At 61.7% G+C, this 12,536-nt stretch carries 14 protein-coding genes; 4 read left to right on the top strand and 10 right to left on the bottom strand.

Annotated features, from left to right (window positions below; all coding sequences use genetic code 11):
* Positions 1-13: 13 nt before the first annotated feature.
* The 4 genes from AB3X96_RS29935 to AB3X96_RS29950 all read left to right on the top strand — a co-directional run bounded on the left by AB3X96_RS29935 (position 14) and on the right by AB3X96_RS29950 (position 3,591).
* Complete coding sequence (locus AB3X96_RS29935; protein WP_368592539.1) at positions 14-1,273, top strand: ABC transporter substrate-binding protein; 1,260 nt, start codon at positions 14-16, stop codon at positions 1,271-1,273.
* A 76-nt stretch (positions 1,274-1,349) separates the two neighbouring features.
* Positions 1,350-2,291, top strand: a complete 942-nt coding sequence (locus AB3X96_RS29940; RefSeq protein WP_368592540.1) for a carbohydrate ABC transporter permease — start codon at positions 1,350-1,352, stop codon at positions 2,289-2,291.
* Positions 2,292-2,301: 10 nt separating this feature from the next.
* The gene (locus AB3X96_RS29945; protein WP_176110901.1) at positions 2,302-3,135 is read left to right on the top strand and encodes a carbohydrate ABC transporter permease; all 834 of its coding nucleotides are present in this window, start codon (positions 2,302-2,304) and stop codon (positions 3,133-3,135) included.
* A gap of 54 nt (positions 3,136-3,189) precedes the next feature.
* Positions 3,190-3,591, top strand: a complete 402-nt coding sequence (locus AB3X96_RS29950; RefSeq protein WP_368592541.1) for a hypothetical protein — start codon at positions 3,190-3,192, stop codon at positions 3,589-3,591.
* Between the two features lie 75 nt (positions 3,592-3,666).
* Here AB3X96_RS29950 and hutC read toward each other — a convergent pair whose 3' ends face one another.
* The 10 genes from hutC to AB3X96_RS30000 all read right to left on the bottom strand — a co-directional run bounded on the left by hutC (position 3,667) and on the right by AB3X96_RS30000 (position 12,519).
* The gene (hutC, locus tag AB3X96_RS29955) at positions 3,667-4,404 is read right to left on the bottom strand and encodes a histidine utilization repressor (protein WP_368592542.1); all 738 of its coding nucleotides are present in this window, start codon (positions 4,402-4,404) and stop codon (positions 3,667-3,669) included.
* A 74-nt stretch (positions 4,405-4,478) separates the two neighbouring features.
* A complete protein-coding gene (hutH, locus tag AB3X96_RS29960) occupies positions 4,479-6,089 on the bottom strand; it encodes a histidine ammonia-lyase (RefSeq protein ID WP_368592543.1) in 1,611 nt (536 codons plus the stop codon).
* 19 nt (positions 6,090-6,108) lie between these two features.
* Complete coding sequence (locus tag AB3X96_RS29965; protein ID WP_368592544.1) at positions 6,109-6,900, bottom strand: ABC transporter ATP-binding protein; 792 nt, start codon at positions 6,898-6,900, stop codon at positions 6,109-6,111.
* A gap of 25 nt (positions 6,901-6,925) precedes the next feature.
* On the bottom strand, positions 6,926-7,672 hold the full coding sequence (locus AB3X96_RS29970; RefSeq protein WP_129959160.1) for an ABC transporter permease: 747 nt from the start codon (positions 7,670-7,672) through the stop codon (positions 6,926-6,928).
* A gap of 17 nt (positions 7,673-7,689) precedes the next feature.
* On the bottom strand, positions 7,690-8,412 hold the full coding sequence (locus tag AB3X96_RS29975) for an ABC transporter permease (RefSeq protein WP_368592545.1): 723 nt from the start codon (positions 8,410-8,412) through the stop codon (positions 7,690-7,692).
* An 86-nt stretch (positions 8,413-8,498) separates the two neighbouring features.
* A complete protein-coding gene (locus AB3X96_RS29980; RefSeq protein WP_368592546.1) occupies positions 8,499-9,359 on the bottom strand; it encodes a transporter substrate-binding domain-containing protein in 861 nt (286 codons plus the stop codon).
* Positions 9,360-10,260: 901 nt separating this feature from the next.
* Complete coding sequence (locus AB3X96_RS29985) at positions 10,261-10,914, bottom strand: SgcJ/EcaC family oxidoreductase (RefSeq protein WP_368592547.1); 654 nt, start codon at positions 10,912-10,914, stop codon at positions 10,261-10,263.
* Positions 10,901-11,425 (bottom strand): AAA family ATPase, encoded by a 525-nt coding sequence (locus AB3X96_RS29990; protein ID WP_368592548.1) that lies wholly within the window; start codon positions 11,423-11,425, stop codon positions 10,901-10,903. The genes AB3X96_RS29985 and AB3X96_RS29990 overlap by 14 nt, the downstream gene beginning before the upstream one ends.
* A 70-nt stretch (positions 11,426-11,495) precedes the next feature.
* Positions 11,496-11,852, bottom strand: coding sequence for a signal peptidase II (locus tag AB3X96_RS29995; protein ID WP_368592549.1), 357 nt, complete (start codon positions 11,850-11,852; stop codon positions 11,496-11,498).
* Between the two features lie 163 nt (positions 11,853-12,015).
* The gene (locus tag AB3X96_RS30000; protein ID WP_368592550.1) at positions 12,016-12,519 is read right to left on the bottom strand and encodes a YbaK/EbsC family protein; all 504 of its coding nucleotides are present in this window, start codon (positions 12,517-12,519) and stop codon (positions 12,016-12,018) included.
* Between the last annotated feature and the right edge of the window lie 17 nt (positions 12,520-12,536).

Here is a 12,536-nt window from a genome sequence, read left to right on the forward strand (position 1 = left end):
ATTGGAGATAGCTGTGCGAAGCCCATTCATCTCACGCATCGCGGTGTGTCTTGCCGGACTCGCATTTTTCGCCGCCGCCACGGCACAGACCCTGACGGTCTGGGACTGGAAGTCGAGCGATCCCGTTACGTCGACGTATTTCCAGAAGGTCAGGAAAGACTTTGAAGCCACGCATCCGGGCGTCACGGTGAAGTTCGTCGGCCAGCCGATCGAGCAGTACTACACGATCCTGGGCACCTCGCTGTCGGCTAACGCCGGGCCCGACGTGTTCCTGATGAACGGCGGCGCGCAGGCTCGTGCACGGATGTCGGACCTCGTCGATCTCAACGGGCTCGACAAAGGCATGCTCGGGGTGAAGGAGTTTCAGGACGCAAGCGGCAAGACCTATGCATTGCCGCTGACGCTTCAGGGGTTTGTCGTGTATTACAACAAGGCCCTCTACACGCAGGTCGGACTCGATCCGAACAAGCCGCCGAAGAACTGGGACGATCTCAAGCGCGTTTGCGCGGCCTTCAAGGCCAAGGGCGGCAAGATCCCGTGCCTTGCGCTCGGCAACAAGGAAGGCTACGGTGCCGAATTCTTCTTCTCCTCGCTGGCCGCGACGTCGATGACACCCGACGAACAGGCGCAATTCGCGGCGGGCAAGCTCAAGTGGTCGAGCCCGCAGGTCAAGGGGATTCTCCGGGCGTGGGTCGATACGCAAAGGGATGGCTGGTATCCGAAGGGCGCGAACTCCACGACGAAGTTCATGGATGAATACGAGCAATTCATGCGCGGCGATGCGGGCAACACGATCGGCCTCATTTCCGATGTCGCGCACTGGAAGCAGTTCGAGAGTTTCCTCACGCCCGAAAAGCTCGGTGTCTACAAGATGCCGTCGCCAACCGTTGCAGCCGGCAATCCGCCCGACAATCCCCGTATGCCCGTGTCCGGCGGTATCGGCTACGGCGTGAACAAGGCGTCGAAGAATGTCGCGCTGGCCAAGCAACTCGTGCAAGAGCTGGCGAGCCCGGCGGCCCTCCAGGTCTTCGCCAACGATGCGGGCGCGCTGCCGGCGAACAGCAGTGTCGACCTCGCTGCGTTCAAGGGCCCGACCGTCAAGATCGTTCTCGGATGGCTCAAGGACTCCGCCGTGACGACGACGCTGCTCGGCGCATCGGCGGTCGAGATGGAAGAGTGGCACCGTCAGAGCCAGCTGCTGCTTAATGGCGATACGACGGTCGACAAGGCCGCTGCGCGTATGGATGAAGTCCAGGCGTCGGCAAAGCGGTGATGTGTATAGCGAGGCGAACCAGGCAAGCCCGTGGGGACTGGTGGCACTCGAAAGCACGTTGAAATACGACCCAGACATGTCGAAATCTTCTGCATCTGTGACGAGCGGCGCGGCACCCGCATCCAGGGCGTCGCCTGCCGTGGCCAGGCCGGGCGGTGACCGTTCGGAGCAGCGCATGGCGTTCGTGCTGTTGCTTCCCGCTTTGCTGCTCGTCATCGTCTTCCGCATCTTTCCGCTCGGATGGGGCGCAGTGCTGTCGTTCCTCGGCGTGACGCCGTCGGGTGCGGTCGGCTTTGTCGGTGCGTCGAACTACGTTGCGCTCGCGCACGATCCGTCATTCCGCGATTCGATGGTGAACACACTGATCCTGCTGGCCACTCTGCCAATCTGGGTCATGCTGCCGATGGTGCTGGCGATCCTGATTCATCAGGGGGTGCCGGGCGGCAAGGTGTTTCGTGCGGTCTATTTCTTCCCGGCCGTGTTGTCGAGCGTGATCATCGGCTCGATCTTCAATGTGGTCCTGCGATACGACGGCAACCTCAATGCGATGCTCGGTACGTTCGGCATCGATGCGGTCGACTGGCTTGGCAACGGTTCGACTGCGCTCATGAGCCTGATCGGCGTGCAGATGTGGTCGACCTTCGGCATGGGCGTGCTGATCTTCATGGCGGGCCTGTCGACGGTGCCCGATGAGATGATCGAAGCCGCGCGGCTTGACGGCGCCAATTTCTGGCAGACGTGGATCTACATCATCATCCCGACGCTGCGGCCGATCATCGAATTCGTGGCCGTCGTCACGACGGTCGGCGTGCTGACGTCGATGTTCGGACTCATCTACGTGCTGACCGATGGGGGTCCCGGCACATCGACGACCTTGCCGGAGTTCCTGATCTGGATCGAGCAGGGCAAGATGAATCGCCCATCGTATGCGGCGTCGATCTCCGTCGTGCTATTTGCGCTGATGGGCGGCATTGCATGGCTGCAGATCCGGATCATGACCCGTAACGCGAACCTCTGAGGCTCATGGCATGGCGATCACCGTAAAGCAGGACCGGCGAGTGCTCTGGACGCTGTCCGTTCCGATGGCCGTGCTCGCCGTGTCGTGCGTCTATCCGCTGGCGTTTGCGCTCAACAACGCGTTCAAGTCGACGCGTGACTATATCCTTGACCGTTTCGGCATCGCGGCTCATCCGACGTTCGAGAACTTCATTCAAGCTTGCGTGCAGGCCAATCTCGGCGAGTACTACATCAACTCGATACTCGTGACGGTGGGCGCGGTCGCGTGCTTGCTGGTCGTTTCATCGCTCGCGGGCTTTACGTTCGCATTTCTGCGGTTCCCGTATCGCAAGCTGATTTTCGTGGTCATCCTCGCGTCGCTGATGATTCCGGTGCAGGTGGTGCTCGTGCCGTTCTATCAGACGATTATTGCGTTGGGTCTGTTGAATACGCGCGTCGGCCTGATCATTTCCTATACCGCCTTCTTTCTTCCGTTTAGCGTGTATCTGATGACCGCGTTTTATTCGAGCGTGCCGCGTGACCTGCTCGAGGCCGCACGGATCGATGGCGCGAGCATTCTGCAGGCATGGTGGTACGTGATGCTGCCGATGGGCAAGCCTGCGCTCGTCACGCTCGGCATTCTGAACACGCTGTATTGCTGGAACGACGTATTGATTTCGCTGCTCGTGCTTCAGGACAAGCGCACGTTAATGGTCGGTATCGCCGCATTGCGCGGCGAATATACGACGAATGTTCCGCTGTTGTGCGCGGGTCTTGTGCTGGCCGCGGCGCCGATCGTCGTGCTTTACGTCGTGTTCCAGCGGCGCATCGTGTCCGGCATCGCCGTGGGTGCGGTAAAGGGGTGATTCAGCTCATGTACCACCCGAACCATCGCGGTGTACCCCTCGAGGTCGGGGTGAATGGCTTCGGCCGCGGTCGGGAATGCACCGGGACTCACGCACCGGGTCTGGCAGGAAGCCGAGGCGGTCGGCGCAGACCGGAAGCCTTTGGCAGCACGCTCGCGCGTCCAGCGTGCGGCCATGTTTGCACGCTTCCATCGTCATCTGGTCGCCCGTGGCGCGTCGCTGTCCACCTTCGGCACCGAGCACATCGAGTCGTTTTTCAACGATGTCGAGATCCGCTGTGCGCCAGGTACGACGACGCGTCTGCGGTACGCCAGGATGCTGGATCGCCTGTACCGGCATCTTGTCGAGATTGAAGTTCGCAGCAGCAATCCGGCGACCGGAATTGTCGCGTTCCAGCGCTGGCCGGACGATGCGTGGGAAACTGGAAGACGTGGCCGCGCGTCAGCTACTGCTTGAACCTGTTCTCTCACCGGCAGGGCTCACCTTTTCGAGGGTATATTCGCCGCGATGTGAGACAGGAGCCCACTCGCTTCATACATGCCCAGCCAAATGAAAGCGTGAGGCGGGATGCCATAGCCGAACCGCTGTCGCGACCGCCTCACCGACCCATGTGCGCCGCCACACCATGAGGCAGGGCTCACCAATGTCCATCTCCAGTTGCCGGCGGATCTGCGCGTCGGGCTTGTGCGCATAGATGCGGAATTCCGCGCGCTGGATCGGTGCCAGCCGCACCATGTAACGATTGGGCGTTTCCAACGAGAAATCCCGCTCCAGATAGTGCGGGAACACCTTTGGATTGACGTAGCGGTCTTCATACTGGATCGGCTCCCCCTCCTCCAGATGCACGATGGTGGAGTGGAACACCGGACCGCTGGCGAGATCGAGTTCGCTGATCGCCGTCTGCAGGTTGGTCGTCCCGAGCCCGATCACGCGCGCGGCGTGTCGATGGCCTCGCGAGGCAATCTCATCGGCGATATTGCGGATTTCAAGCACCGTGGACTCGTACTCGCGCGGCGCCACAAAGGTGCCCAAGCCCTGCACGCGCGTCAGGACGCGCTCGGTGGTCAATTCGCGCAAAGCGCGGGAGACCGTCATGCGAGCCACCCCGAATTCCTTGACGAGCATGGTCTCCGAAGGAATCGCGTCCCCCGGCTTCCACGTGCCGTTCGCGATGCGCTCTATCACGTAGCGCTTGATCTGCTCATATGCGGGCGCGAGCTTGCGCTGCGTCCGTCCTGTTTCTTCCACTGCCTGCACGGTAGAGTTCATGCGCGTCATTTTCCCAACATGATCTATTTCTTGCTGGCGCTGTGCAACACCTCGCTCGAGTCCACTCGAGCGCCTCAACTGCCCACTGCGCCAGGCATGGCGTCGTTGGCGGGCTGCGCGGTACTGCGCGCCGCGGGCTCCATCGCCGCGGCCGTCCACAGGACAGGCGCCGACCTCGCCGGCAACGGGTCGGGCACCGGCGGCGGATCGCGATCGGCGATCATGCGGAAAGCCAGCGTCATATCGTCGGCAAGCGGGCGGTCATCGCGATAGGTCGGCACAATGGCGCGAATTTGTGCGTGCAGCCCCTCGGTGTATGGCGCGCGCTCGGCCTTGACCGGCTGCAGGTCGTACGCCTGCACCGCCGCGAGCAGCTCGATGCCGAGGATACGGCTGCTGTTTTCGAGCACCGCGAGCGCCTTGAGCGCAGCCGGCGTCGCGTGGCAGAGATGATCCTCCTGCAGCCCCGAGGTCACGCCACCATCGAGGCTTGCGGGCGCGGCCTCGCGCCGGTTCTGGGCAACCAGCGAGGCTGCCGTGTACTGCGCAATCATGAAGCCCGAGCGCGTGCCGCTTGCTTGCGCCAGGAAGGCGGGCAAGCCGCTCACCAGTGGATTCACGAGCCGGTCGAGACGGCGTTCGGCCATCGCGGCGACCTGAGCCAGCGCGGCGGCGAGACTGTCCATGGCGAGCGCGATCGAAGCGCCCACTGCATGCGCCTGCGAATACACCTGAGGCTCTTGCGGTGTACCCGCGACGATCGGATTGTCGGTCGTCGAGGCCAGCTCGCGATTCACCACTTCCGCCGTGGCGGCCAGTACGTCGCGCGCCGCGCCGTGAACGTGCGGAATCGTGCGCATGCTGAGCGGATCCTGCGTGCGACGTCCGATCGACGCCCCCAACAAGCCGCTACCGGCAAGCGCCGCCCGCATGCGCGCGCCCACCTGGGCAAGCCCGGGCGATACGCGAAACGCCAGCGATCCCGCGTCGAAGGCCGCCATCTGTCCGCCAAGATTCTCGAAGCTCATCGCGGACACCACGTCGGCCCAGTCTAGCAGCCGCTGCGCGCGCCGGAGTGCAAGTGCCGCGAGGCCGGTCACGCAGGGCGTGCCGTTCACGAGGCTCAAACCCTCTTTCGCTTCGAGCGACAGTGGTTCGAGCCCGAGCCGCCGCAGCGCCTCGGCGCCGCTCATGCGTTCGCCGCGCCACTTCACGTGCCCCGCACCCACGCAGACCAGCGCGATGTGCGCCATGTGGCTCAGGTAGCCGACGGAGCCAAAGGCGGGCACCTCGGGCAGGCAGTCCACTTCGAGCAGCGCGAGCAGACGCTCGACGACTTCAATACGCACACCCGAGTGTCCATGCGCGTAGTTGTTGATGGCGGCCGCCATGATCGCGCGCGTCTCCTCGGCGCCGAGCGGCGCACCAACGCCCACCGCGTGGCTCATCAGGATGTTGTGCGACAGATCGTGCTGCTCGGCTGGCGACACCACCACATCGCACAGCGCGCCCACGCCCGTATTCACGCCATACGCGCGAATACCGCGCGCAACGATCTGATCGATGAGTTCGCGAGCGGCACGGATCCGTGCCCGCGCGTACGCGGAAAGCTCGAGCGTGGCGCCCGCTGCGACTGCGCAAACGTCGCGCCAGTCGAGAGGCTGCTCGGAACGGGTAACTGACATAACGCGGCCTGCCGGTGGATTATTGGGTGTTGCGGTCTTCATGGCTCGACACGAACTGGCGGAAACGCTGCGATTTCAGATCGCCGAAGACCTCCCCGGGCGTGCCGTCCGAGTCCACCTGGCCCTGATGCAGAAACATCACGCGATTGGACACGTGCCTGGCGAATCCCATTTCGTGTGTCACCACGAGCATCGTGCGACCTTCGTCGGCCAGCGCGCGCATCACGCGCAGCACTTCACCGACCAGTTCCGGGTCGAGCGCCGAGGTGGGCTCGTCGAACAGCATTACCTTCGGATGCATGGCGAGCGCCCGTGCAATCGCCACGCGCTGCTGCTGGCCGCCCGAGAGGTGCGCCGGGTAGTGGCCGCGCTTGTCCGCGAGCCCCACCTTGGCGAGCAGCGCCTCGGCCTCCTCGACGGCCTCCGCGCGGCTGCGCTTTTGCACCCGCATCGGACCTTCGATCAGGTTCTCGATCACGGTCATGTGAGACCACAGGTTGAAGTTCTGGAACACCATACCGAGCTGCGAACGCACGCGGTCCACCTGGCGGCGGTCGTCCGGGTGCAGCTTGCCGTCGCGGCGGCGCTTCATTTTGAGCTCCTCGCCGCCGAGCGCAACCGAGCCATCGTCCGGAATCTCGAGCAGGTTCAGGCAGCGCAGGAAGGTGCTCTTGCCCGAGCCGCTCGCGCCGAGAATGGAAATCACGTCGCCTTCGTGAGCGTCGAGCGAAATGCCTTTGAGGACATGATGGTCGCCGAAGGACTTGTGGATGTTTCTCACGGAAAGGGCGACCGGTGCAGCTGCATTCATAAGTTTCTCCGGATGGGGCGGCGGCTCACGAGGCTGCGCGGTGGGTTTCGAGTTTCGCTGCGGGGCGGCGAACGACCGACGGCGCAGGGCGCAGATGGTGCGAGAGGCGGCGTTCGAGGAGTCCGAGGATCCGCACAACGAGGAAATTGAGGAACAGGTAGATCAGCGCGGCGCAGGTGAAGACCTCGGTCGTGCGATAGGTCTGCTGGATGATCTGCTGCGCGACGCCGGTCACTTCCCACACGGTGACGAGGCTCGCCAGCGCCGTCGACTTCACGAGCAATACGGCCTCGGTCGAATAGGCGGGCAGGCACTGGCGCAGCGCGATCGGCCCGATCACCCGACGCAGCAGCGCGAAGCCCGACAGACCGATCGCATAGCCCGCCTCGATCTGCCCCACCGGCACGGCCATCAGCCCACCGCGGATGATTTCGGCGGTGTAGCCCGCCGTGCACAGTGCCAGTGACAGCACGGCGCAGATGTACGGCTCGCGCAGCACGGGCCACAGGAAACTCTCGCGGATCACACCGAACTGGCCGAGCCCGTAGTACACGAGAAACATCTGGATCAGCAGCGGCGAGCCGCGAAACACCAGAATGTAGGCACGCGCGAAACGGTTGGGCAACCAGTGCGGCGACACGCGCATCGTCACGATCACGAGCGAGAGCAGGCCGCCCAGCACCAGCGACGCGAAGAACAGGCCCAGCGTGATCGGGACAGCCGCGATCAACTGGCGCATCGTGTCGAGAAGGAAGTCGAAATCGATATGCATGATGGGGCGCCGTGGTGTCAGTTACGTGCGAAATTGCGCTTGAAGGACCGTGCGACGATCGCTTCCGCGCGGCCGAAAACGCGGTTCGACATGCCCGTCATCACGAGATAGAGAGCCCCGCCCACCACGAAGAAGAGGAAGTACTGGTGTGTGGAACCGGCGGCCACCTGGCTTGCGCGCAGCAGTTCGACCAGTCCGGTGACGGAAATCAGCGCGGAATCCTTGAGGCTCAGCTGCCAGACGTTTCCGATGCCAGGGAGCGCGAATCGCAGTACCTGGGGAATCAGGATGCGGCGCGCCATGGTGAGCGTAGGCATGCCGATCGCCCGCGCCGCTTCCAGTTCGCCACGCGAGACGGCCAATACCGCAGCGCGATACACCTCGGCCTGGTAAGCGCCGGAAATCATGCCTACCGCGAACGCACCGATTGCAAAAGGCGGCACGCCGATGAAGCCGTCCGCGCCGAACCACTGGCCGATAGACGAAACCAGCGTCGAGCCGCCGAAGTAGAACAGATAGATGACGAGCAACTCAGGAACTCCGCGAAATACGGTGGTGTAGCAGTCACCGATCACGCGCGCCGTGCGATAGCGCGAGAGCTTCGCGGCGGCGATGAGCGCGCCGAATACGGCACCGATCGCGAGCGCAGCGAGAGTCAGGGCAACAGTCATAAGCGCACCGAGCAACAGCACGCCGGCCCAGCCATCAGGACCAAATCCAAGCATTTCGAACAGAGACATTTTCCTACCCCAGGCAAGCTTGCGAACGGGGCCGCGCGCCCCTCAACCAGGTGCTGCGCGGCGCGCGGCCAGTCTGTAGGCGCCGCTCAGGGCGTCACGTCGGTCTTGAACCACTTCTGCGAGAGCTTTTTCACCGTGCCGTCGGCGAGCGCGGCAGCAATCGCCGTGTCGAACTTCGCCTTGAGGTCGGCGTCCTGCTTGCGGAAAGCGAGCCCTTCGCCCGGCCCCCAGATCGGGCCGCCGATCTTCGGGCCGACCGTCACCGTGGAGGACGTTTCCTTCTTGTCGGCATTGGCGGCGTAGTAGGTCACGTCGTCAAACGAGGCGTCGATGCGGCCGTTGGCCAGATCGAGATCGCGCTCCGGCGAAGTCTTGTACACGCGGATCGACGCGACATCCTTGAAGTTCTCGTTGATGAAGCGTGTATAGACCGTGCCTGACTGGATGCCGATCGTCTTGCCCTTGAACGCGGTGCGCAGCGCGTCCACAGCGGGGGCTTGGGACCGCGCGTCACTATCAAGCTTCAGCGGGGGGGCGCTGGCGGCCGTCTTCGGCACGATTTTCGTGTCGGTCACAGCGAAGGTCGCGGGCGTCGCCGCATAGGGCTTCGAGAATGCAATGATCTTCTCGCGTTCGGGCGTGATCGAGATCGCGTCCATCAGCACATCGAACTTGCCGGCCTGAAGGCCCGGAATCATGCCGTCCCAGTCCTGCGCCACGAGATTGCACTGCAGCTGCGCGCGAGCGCACAGGTTCGCGACCAGCTCAGGCTCGAAACCGCCCAGTTTGCCGCCCGGCAGCGTCAGGTTCCAGGGCGCGTAGCCGCCTTCGAGCGCGATCGTCACCGTCTTCCATTCCTTTGCCTGCGCGGCACCGCCGCACAGCACGGCGGCACCGACTGCAGCACCGATCAATCCCTTCGCCAACCTGCTGTACTTCGCGTGCATCTCGACTCTCCTGTGATTGCGGAACCTCTGGAATGAGCGCGCGACTATCTTCGCATCGCATCTTGTCTAGTCAGGATGCTGAAAAAAAAATCTGGATGCAAGCTGAATTCCAAAAAACCAGGACTTATCTGGGGTATGCCCCGAGTCGACGATCAGGCACACCGATCGTGCTGAGAGATGGATCTGCGGAGCCATTGATGACCGCAGTGCTCCATGGCACGGGTGTTGTCGCGCATCGGTGCACCCTGAATTTGGTGCTTCCGGAACATCTTTGCTTCCGGGACCACTCCGCTTCCTGGAAAGTGGGACGCGCCAGGTTTGGTAATGAACAAGGAATGGTTCGCGGTCACGTTGCCTAGACAACATCGTTTGTTCAATGGTCGCCACTTCGACCGCGAGGACACCGTCCTCTGCGTTCGCGTACGTGCACCGGTGGCTTCACACTGACACGTGGACAGTCAGTTCTTTCCAAGGACCTAAACCGGGGTAAGGCCAACCACATCGAAAAATATAGTGTCCGCCGCCGGGGCAGCTAACGGAGCAGTGCGCACATCCTGACCGGCGTCTCAAAGACAGTAGTTTTTTAGGTTTGCCCAACGCCTGCCCGCGTGCGCTGACGCGTGCTCGCGAGCCCGCGGACATGGGCAGGCGTCGAACAAACCGTAAGACAAGCGCGCGTCGCGCATCGGGCGGGTTTCGAAGTGGACCGGCCGTTCGAATGACCTCTGCACGGTTCAGGCGAGCGGCAGAAAGTGGCCGGGTTCTGCCTGATGGGGGCCGCTGGCACTTGGCCGCCACCGGGCCGGCGGCGAATGCACCAAACCGACCCTGAGCCGTCGGCGACGAGCGACAGCTTTTCCAGAGTGCCGTCGTCAGCTTCTGCGTTTGACGGGTCGTGAGGCTATCGACGATCGGCGCATCTCTGTGCCCAGCGCGTGATTTTGACGCTGAGCGGTTGTACGCGGGTATTCTGGAACGATCGGATTAACCAGTCTCCGCCAGCTTTTACGAGGACATAGGTTTGATAGGATCTCTTTCGCCCACTTCCTGCAGTATGAACCAGCGCAATGTTGCTCGAGAGTAGGACGATGCTTTCGATTTCGACCGACAGTCCGGTGTCTTTAAGGACGCCTCGGAAGAGCGCGCTGTGTACCGCAGAATTCTCGGCCCGACTGCGAAGATGCATCCCGTTGAATGTGATGTAGTCAGACTGTTCCGCAAAACACTGTGCATATGCCGCCCCATCGCCACGCGCCCACGCATCGTGCAAACGAGCTAGCAACGAGCGAATTGCTGTCTCGTCCTCAATCGCGACGACTACGGCTACAAAATTATTTTCGTCTGCCAATGTTTGCCCCTGGAAAGAAGGCGTTAGCCAAGGGTGTAGCGTGGAAAGGTCCGCGTAAGCGAAATCCGCGCTCGTTGGAACAGAATACCCAACCCATCGAACGTCCGCTATCTGACGGGCATTTGTTGAGGCCAAGCGTCCGCAGTTGGCCGAGCGCCACCCCATGCAATCAGCATGCTCGGCGTCTCGCACGCTAAACCGTTCCATTATCCGGAGGTGCCGCTAACAGGCGCTGCATGATTGCTTCAACGGCTTGTTCGACCGAAACCTTTGCGGTGTCGACGACGAGGTTTACCGATTCCCATGGTTCGTATTGACGTTCGAGCACGCTCTTCCATGTCGGCAGCTGGAAGCCCGGGATATCAGCCTTTCGCCCCTCGACCCTCTGACGATGCATCGCGGCGTCCGAACAAACCAACTCGATTTCGAAAATTTGCACACCTGCGTCGAACGCCACATTTGTCCAGGCGCTACGCGTAATGTGCAACGAATTGACCGAGTCCGCGACGACGGTCAACCCAAGCCGTAAGTTATCGCCCGCAACTGCATATGCGGCCAGGTAGCCGGCAGCTCCGATATCCGCCTGCCAGTCCCCGGACGCGATGAATGCCTGTTCCAACGTGTCGATACGCAGATAAACTGCGGCGAGCCTACGTGCGAGTGTTTGCGCTACCGTTGTCTTTCCGGTTCCCGGTAGTCCCCCGAAGGCGATCAACATCCCCAATGCTCCCTGTATAGCGGTTTCTGTCTAATGGTCGCGGATTCCGGAGGAGACCTTGAGTGACCGGTCATAGCCGGACCGGGTCGATGCCGATGCTAAGTCCACCGCCCAGAATGCAAGCTATCGCAATGACGTCAACTCGGCCAAGCTTAGGCGACCGCAACAGCCAACCAACCAGACCGACCAGAATCGCCGAAACACCATATACGAGAATTGCATTGCGCGTCGCATCGGACATTTCCGCCCCAAGGCTAAGGAACGCGCCATGGTTGTAGGTGGGAAGAACCAGGAGACTTCCGGCAAACAGCGACACTACCTCGCCGGACGACAATATTTGCTTAAACAATGCTTTCGTCAACTGGTCGATAACGATCCAAGCGAGCGCGCAAAACAGCGCAGTGGTAAATCTCTGTTTCGTTGTCATTCGAGGACCGACCCGTAGACTGGCTGAATTACATTGTAGCCATTCCGGAATTCTGGGTACGAAAACGCGGCGATCGTCATCGATCTATAGACATGTCTCCAATGTCCTATTGTGGCCCGAAGCCAGCGTATGAGCACTGGTCTTGTCGCACGGATACGGCGTTCTAAGCGACGCCGCGATCAGGGAGCGGTCTCCAGTCGGCGCGATGACCGATGGTTCGGAGGAACGCGTCAAATGCTTGTTTAGAAAGCGAAACGCTTGCGTTGTTCTCTAACGGATGAAAGAGAAACAACGGTTCTGCGTGCAGATCGTAGTCCACAATGAGCCGAACACGCTTCCCTTCATCGTTGACCAGCGCAAGCGGACTCAGGGATCCGGGCAGGACGCCCAGCAGTTCCATGAGTTTGTCTGGCGACGCGAAGGAGAGACGCTTGCTGCCAAGCAGGTCCGCCAAAGCAACCAAATCGAGAGACTTGGAGGCCGTCGTAACGATCAGGCAGTAACGTCCCTTTTTGTCTTGAAGCAGAAGATTCTTGCACCGCGCACCCTCAAGCACGAGGTTGAGTTTGCCTGACTCAGCCATATTGAGCACCGAGTCATGCTGCTCGCAAGAGAACGGTATTTGTCTATCGTCGAGGAGCTTCAGTAGTTCGACTTTTCCCAACATTGATGTCTTTTAGTCTT

Origin of the sequence: Paraburkholderia sp. BR13439 (assembly GCF_040948805.1) — a bacterium.
In the GTDB taxonomy this organism is placed as follows: domain Bacteria; phylum Pseudomonadota; class Gammaproteobacteria; order Burkholderiales; family Burkholderiaceae; genus Paraburkholderia; species Paraburkholderia youngii.

What these genes read in the sequence shown, in the direction of transcription:
- AB3X96_RS29995 (WP_368592549.1), bottom strand. Translation starts at nt 11,852, where the DNA reads ATGACAACGAAACAGAGATTTACCACTGCGCTGTTTTGCGCGCTCGCT.
- AB3X96_RS29970 (WP_129959160.1), bottom strand. Translation starts at nt 7,672, where the DNA reads ATGCATATCGATTTCGACTTCCTTCTCGACACGATGCGCCAGTTGATC.
- AB3X96_RS29985 (WP_368592547.1), bottom strand. Translation starts at nt 10,914, where the DNA reads ATGGAACGGTTTAGCGTGCGAGACGCCGAGCATGCTGATTGCATGGGG.
- hutH (WP_368592543.1), bottom strand. Translation starts at nt 6,089, where the DNA reads ATGTCAGTTACCCGTTCCGAGCAGCCTCTCGACTGGCGCGACGTTTGC.
- AB3X96_RS30000 (WP_368592550.1), bottom strand. Translation starts at nt 12,519, where the DNA reads ATGTTGGGAAAAGTCGAACTACTGAAGCTCCTCGACGATAGACAAATA.
- hutC (WP_368592542.1), bottom strand. Translation starts at nt 4,404, where the DNA reads ATGAACTCTACCGTGCAGGCAGTGGAAGAAACAGGACGGACGCAGCGC.
- AB3X96_RS29980 (WP_368592546.1), bottom strand. Translation starts at nt 9,359, where the DNA reads ATGCACGCGAAGTACAGCAGGTTGGCGAAGGGATTGATCGGTGCTGCA.
- AB3X96_RS29950 (WP_368592541.1), top strand. Translation starts at nt 3,190, where the DNA reads ATGGCTTCGGCCGCGGTCGGGAATGCACCGGGACTCACGCACCGGGTC.
- AB3X96_RS29945 (WP_176110901.1), top strand. Translation starts at nt 2,302, where the DNA reads ATGGCGATCACCGTAAAGCAGGACCGGCGAGTGCTCTGGACGCTGTCC.
- AB3X96_RS29990 (WP_368592548.1), bottom strand. Translation starts at nt 11,425, where the DNA reads ATGTTGATCGCCTTCGGGGGACTACCGGGAACCGGAAAGACAACGGTA.
- AB3X96_RS29975 (WP_368592545.1), bottom strand. Translation starts at nt 8,412, where the DNA reads ATGTCTCTGTTCGAAATGCTTGGATTTGGTCCTGATGGCTGGGCCGGC.
- AB3X96_RS29940 (WP_368592540.1), top strand. Translation starts at nt 1,350, where the DNA reads ATGTCGAAATCTTCTGCATCTGTGACGAGCGGCGCGGCACCCGCATCC.
- AB3X96_RS29965 (WP_368592544.1), bottom strand. Translation starts at nt 6,900, where the DNA reads ATGAATGCAGCTGCACCGGTCGCCCTTTCCGTGAGAAACATCCACAAG.